Raw genomic sequence first — 4,863 nt, 5'->3', positions numbered from 1 at the left:
CGAGGACCTCAAGGTGCAGCTCGCCCATACCGGAGATGATGGTCTGGCCGGTCTGGTCGTCCGTGGCGACCTGGAACGAGGGGTCCTCGTCCGCGAGGCGCTGGATCGCGATGCCCAGCTTCTCCTGGTCGCTCTTGGTCTTGGGCTCGATGGCCACCTCGATGACCGGAGCCGGGAACGTCATGGACTCCAGGACGATCGGAGCCGACTGCTCGCACAGCGTCTCGCCGGTCGTGGTGTCCTTCAGACCCATGACCGCGACGATGTCGCCCGCGCCGGCCTCGCCGATCTCCTCACGCTTGTTGGAGTGCATGCGGTAGATCTTGCCGATGCGCTCCTTGCGGCCCTTGAGACTGTTCAGCACCGCGGTGCCGGTCACAAGGACGCCGGAGTAGATGCGCACGTAGGTCAGCTTGCCCAGGTGCGGGTCGCTCATGATCTTGAAGACCAGGGCGGACATCGGCTCGTCGACGCTCGGCTTGCGGGAGAGCTTGGTCTCCTCGGTCTCGTCCTTGGGGTCGTGGCCCTCGATGGCGTCCACGTCCAGGGGCGAGGGGAGGTAGGCGGTGACCGCGTCGAGCAGGGGCTGGACGCCCTTGTTCTTGAACGCGGTGCCGCACACGATCGGGATCGCGGTACCGGCGATGGTCGCGCGGCGGATGGCCGGGACCAGCTGCTCCAGGGTGGGCTCCTGCCCCTCCAGGTACAGCTCCATGATCGCGTCGTCGGCCTCGGCCAGCACCTCGATGAACGTCTCGCGTGCCTCGCGGGCGGCGTCCACGTGCGTGTCGGGGATGTCGACGGTGTCGTACATCTCGCCGAGCGCGGCCTCGTCGTTCCAGACGTAGGCCTTCATGAGCACAAGGTCGATGACGCCCTTGAAGTCGCTCTCGGCACCGATCGGCAACTGGATCGGCATGGCGTTCGCGCCGAGGCGCTCACGGAACATGTCGACACAGCGCTGGAACTCGGCGCCGATCTTGTCCATCTTGTTGACGAAGCAGATACGCGGAACGCCATAGCGGTCAGCCTGACGCCAGACCTGCTCGGACTGGGGCTCGACGCCTTCCTTGGCGTCGAACACCGCGACGGCACCGTCGAGGACACGCAGCGACCGCTCGACCTCGACCGTGAAGTCGACGTGGCCGGGCGTGTCGATGATGTTGATCGTGTGGTCGTCCCAGTGCGTGGTGGTAGCAGCCGAGGTAATGGTGATACCCCGCTCCTGCTCCTCCTTCATCCAGTCCATCGTGGCGGCGCCATCGTGGACCTCACCCACCTTGTGGGTCACACCGGTGTAGTAGAGGATCCGCTCAGTCGTGGTGGTCTTGCCCGCGTCGATGTGGGCCATAATCCCGATGTTGCGGACCTTGGCCAGGTCAAGCGCAGTCTTAGCAGCCATGAGGCTCGTCTTCCCTCGGTCTCAAGGAATCGAATCGCCGCGGGATTACCAGCGGTAGTGGGCGAAGGCCTTGTTCGACTCGGCCATCTTGTGCGTGTCCTCACGCTTCTTGACAGCCGCGCCGAGACCGTTGCTGGCGTCAACCAGCTCGTTCATCAGACGCTCGGTCATGGTCTTCTCACGACGCTGACGCGCGTAGGAGACCAGCCAGCGCAGGGCCAGCGTGGTGGACCGGGAGGCGCGAACCTCGACCGGCACCTGGTAGGTCGCGCCACCGACACGGCGGCTGCGGACCTCCAGCGCGGGCTTGACGTTGTCCAGGGCTCGCTTCAGAACGACGAGCGGGTCCTGGCTGGTCTTCTCACGAGCGCCCTCAAGGGCGTCGTAGACGACGCTCTGAGCGATGGAGCGCTTACCGTCGAGCAGCACCTTGTTGATGAGTGCGGTGACGAGCGGCGAGCCGTAGACCGGGTCGGTGATGAGCTGGCGCTTCGGCGCCGGGCCCTTGCGCGGCATCTTTACTTCTCCTTCTTGGCGCCGTAGTGGCTACGCGCCTGCTTGCGGCCCCGGACACCCTGGGTGTCGAGCGAGCCGCGGACAATTCGGTAGCGGACACCCGGCAGGTCCTTCACACGACCACCGCGAACGAGCACGATGCTGTGCTCCTGGAGGTTGTGACCAATGCCGGGGATGTAGGCCGTGACCTCGATGCCGCTGCTCAGCTTGACGCGAGCGACCTTACGCAGAGCGGAGTTCGGCTTCTTCGGCGTAGTGGTGTAGACACGCGTGCACACACCACGACGCTGCGGACTCCCCTTCAGCGCCGGGGTCTTGTTCTTTGCGACCTTGTCCTGTCGGCCCTTGCGGACCAGCTGCTGGATGGTGGGCACCGCGTCTCCGTCTTCCTCGTGACCTACGCCGGTTCTCGTAGCCGATATCGCTATTGACCTGCTGAATTTCCCGAACCTCCCCGACCCACGTGGTCGGGCGTGTCGCGCTCATTGTCGCGCACGGCAAAAACCGAACACATCCGGCCGGAGGCCGATCATGGGAGGGGGTTCACCTGCGTGGCGCGCCCTACGTCCTCAACTTGTGGGACCGGGGCGCCGCACACACACGTGTGACCCGTCGACTCACGGGCACAATCACACAGGCTACCGTTTACCGTCTGGGCGGTCAAAACGGTGTGCGACATGGCGAGAATCATGGAACCGGTTCTCGCGTAGCCGTGGGTCACTGCCAGTCTACGCGCTCCCGGAGTCGTTTTGCCCAGGGTCCCACGGAGACCGCGGGTGGACGGCCGAAACCGACGGCCGCTCCCCCTGACACATTGTCGTGGAGGAGCGGCCGCGGCGCTACAGGACCAGCCAGATCGCGACGGAGATCACCGTCACCAGGATGCCGACCACCGCGAACACCGTGCCGGCGGTGATCAGGCCGAGTCCGTCCAGCTCCCCCCGCGAGGCGCGGATGGCCTTCTTGGCCTTGGGCCCGGTGATCAGCAGCGCGAGGAGCGCCGTGACCAGACCGATGCCGGGGAGCAGGGAGGCGATGCCCAGCCACAGGGTGACGGTCGCCCCCCGCTCGGTGTCCGGCAGGAAGTCGATGCTGTCGTAGCCGGGGTACGGGTCGCCGGCCTCTCCGCCCAGGGGCCGGTCCACGAAGCCGGGGAAGTCCTCGGCGATGCGGTCCTTGCGGCGCTTGCGGGAGGCGGGGGCCTCCGGCATGCCGTAGTCGGCCGGGGTGAAGCCGTCGTCGTACTCGCTCTCCCGGGACGACTCGGGCTCGTCGCGCTCCCACGTGTCCTCGGGGATGCCCAACGGCTCGAACACCTGTGTGGCGCCCTCGGGGACGTCGTCCTCGGCGAAGTCGCCCCCGCGCCCCGGGCCCTCCTGCGACTCCTCGTCCTCGAAGCCGCCGACCTCCCTCGCACGGGCGCGCGACTGCATGTCGGCGATCGCCGCCAGGGGGTCGTCCGACGCCGGCACGGCGGTCCACGCCTGGTCGGTGCCGGTCCCGCCCCGGTGGTCGTCCGTGTCCGGACCCTGGTCGGGGGAGCCCCAGGCCGGGGGTTCGGGCTCGGCAGAGCCGCCCCAGGTGTTCGTCTCCGGCGTCCCCGCGGACTCGCGTCGACGTTCCTCGGCCTCCCGGACCACGTCTGGGAGCCGGGGGTCGTTGCGGTCGAACGCCCAGGTGTTGCCGCTCCCCGCACCGGGGGTGCTCCGGTCGGGGGTGGGCGGTGACAGTTCGTCGTCGTAGCCGTCGGTCCCCGCGCCGGACCACGTGTCGCCGGTGTCCCGGGCGGGTGCCCAGGAGTCCAGGTCGTTCGTGTCGGCGGCCGCGGTCCTCCAGGAGTCGCCGTCCGGCCCGGTGGTGGCACCGTCGGGAACGCCCCAGGCGTCGGAGACGGGGGCGGGGGCCCCGCGGTCGGCGGTCCTCCAGGAGTTCGAGCCGAGCTCGTCGTCGTCCCAGGGCCGGCCGCCGTCGGCGACAGCGGCGGCGCGGGGCTCGTACGGCGCGTCGTAGGTTTCGGTCCCGTGACGGGGGGCGTCGTCCCAGGAGTCGCGTTCGGCCCCCGCCGTGCCGTCCGCGGGGGCGTCGGCGCCCCAGGCTGCCGTTCCGCGGTCGTCGGACAGCTCGTCGTCCCAGAGCGGGGCCGCCGGGGCGGCCGCCGTGTCGGAGGCCGGGGCTCCGGTGCCCCACCCTCCGGAGGCCTGACGGTCCCCGGGGCCGGCGCCCCAGGAGGCGGTGGTGCCCCTCTCGTCGTCCCAGGGGCGGTCCGCACCGTCTGCGGGGCGGTGCCCGGAGGCTGTGTCGTCCCAGGAGCGGTCCGCACCGTCTGCGGGTGCGTCGTCCCAAGGGCGGTCCGCCACGTCGGTGGAGGGCGTCCAGGAGTCGCCCTGGCCACTGCTCAGCTCGTCGTTCCACGGGCGGGCGTCGGGTGCCAGGGGGTCGGACGCACCGAACCCCGAGGAGGCCGTGCCGCCCACCGGGGCGTCAGGGGACCAGTGGTCCGTGTCGTAGGCGTCGGAGCGACCGGCCGGAACGTCGGCGCCCCAGGAGTCACCGGCACGTTCACCGGTGCCGTCCAGGGCGGGGTCGGGCTCCCACGCCCGGGTCTGCGCGGAGGTGCCCTGCGTCCAGGCGTCGGCGTCCCCGCTGGGAGCCGGAGCCCATGCCCCGGGGTCGCTGCCGCCGACGGGCTCGTCGTCCCAGGGCCGCGCTGCGGGAGCGTCGGCGTCGGGTGCCAGGGGGTCGGACGCACCGAACCCCGAGGAGGCCGTGCCGCCCACCGGGGCGTCAGGGGACCAGTGGTCCGTGTCGTAGGCGTCGGAGCGACCGGCCGGAGCGTCGGCGCCCCAGCTGTCCCCGGCACGCTCGCCGGGCCCCTCCGCGGGGCTGTCCTGCCCCCACGTGTCACGGCCGCGCTCGTCCGCGCCGCCCGACGGGGCGTCCGCGTC

At 70.2% G+C, this 4,863-nt stretch carries 3 protein-coding genes and 1 pseudogene; all 4 read right to left on the bottom strand.

Going from position 1 to position 4,863, the window contains the following annotated elements; all coding sequences use genetic code 11:
• Positions 1-1,402, bottom strand: a 1,402-nt coding sequence (gene fusA, locus ACFWTE_RS21115) for an elongation factor G (protein ID WP_378781350.1), incomplete at its 3' end; no start/stop codon positions are given.
• Between the two features lie 45 nt (positions 1,403-1,447).
• Positions 1,448-1,918 carry a 30S ribosomal protein S7 gene (gene rpsG / locus ACFWTE_RS21110; RefSeq protein ID WP_267946694.1) on the bottom strand — a complete coding sequence of 157 codons (471 nt, stop codon included), beginning with the start codon at positions 1,916-1,918 and terminating at the stop codon, positions 1,448-1,450.
• Between the two features lie 2 nt (positions 1,919-1,920).
• Positions 1,921-2,292, bottom strand: coding sequence for a 30S ribosomal protein S12 (gene rpsL, locus ACFWTE_RS21105; RefSeq protein WP_014912437.1), 372 nt, complete (start codon positions 2,290-2,292; stop codon positions 1,921-1,923).
• A 465-nt stretch (positions 2,293-2,757) separates the two neighbouring features.
• Positions 2,758-4,863: pseudogene (locus ACFWTE_RS21100) on the bottom strand (hypothetical protein); the annotation flags it as partial.

It is taken from the genome of Nocardiopsis sp. NPDC058631 (assembly GCF_042716955.1).
Lineage (GTDB): Bacteria > Actinomycetota > Actinomycetes > Streptosporangiales > Streptosporangiaceae > Nocardiopsis.
This window is presented reverse-complemented; position numbering and strand designations above follow the sequence as displayed.

Coding starts and splice junctions, on each gene's coding strand:
- rpsG (WP_267946694.1), bottom strand. CDS start 1,918: ATGCCGCGCAAGGGCCCGGCGCCGAAGCGCCAGCTCATCACCGACCCG.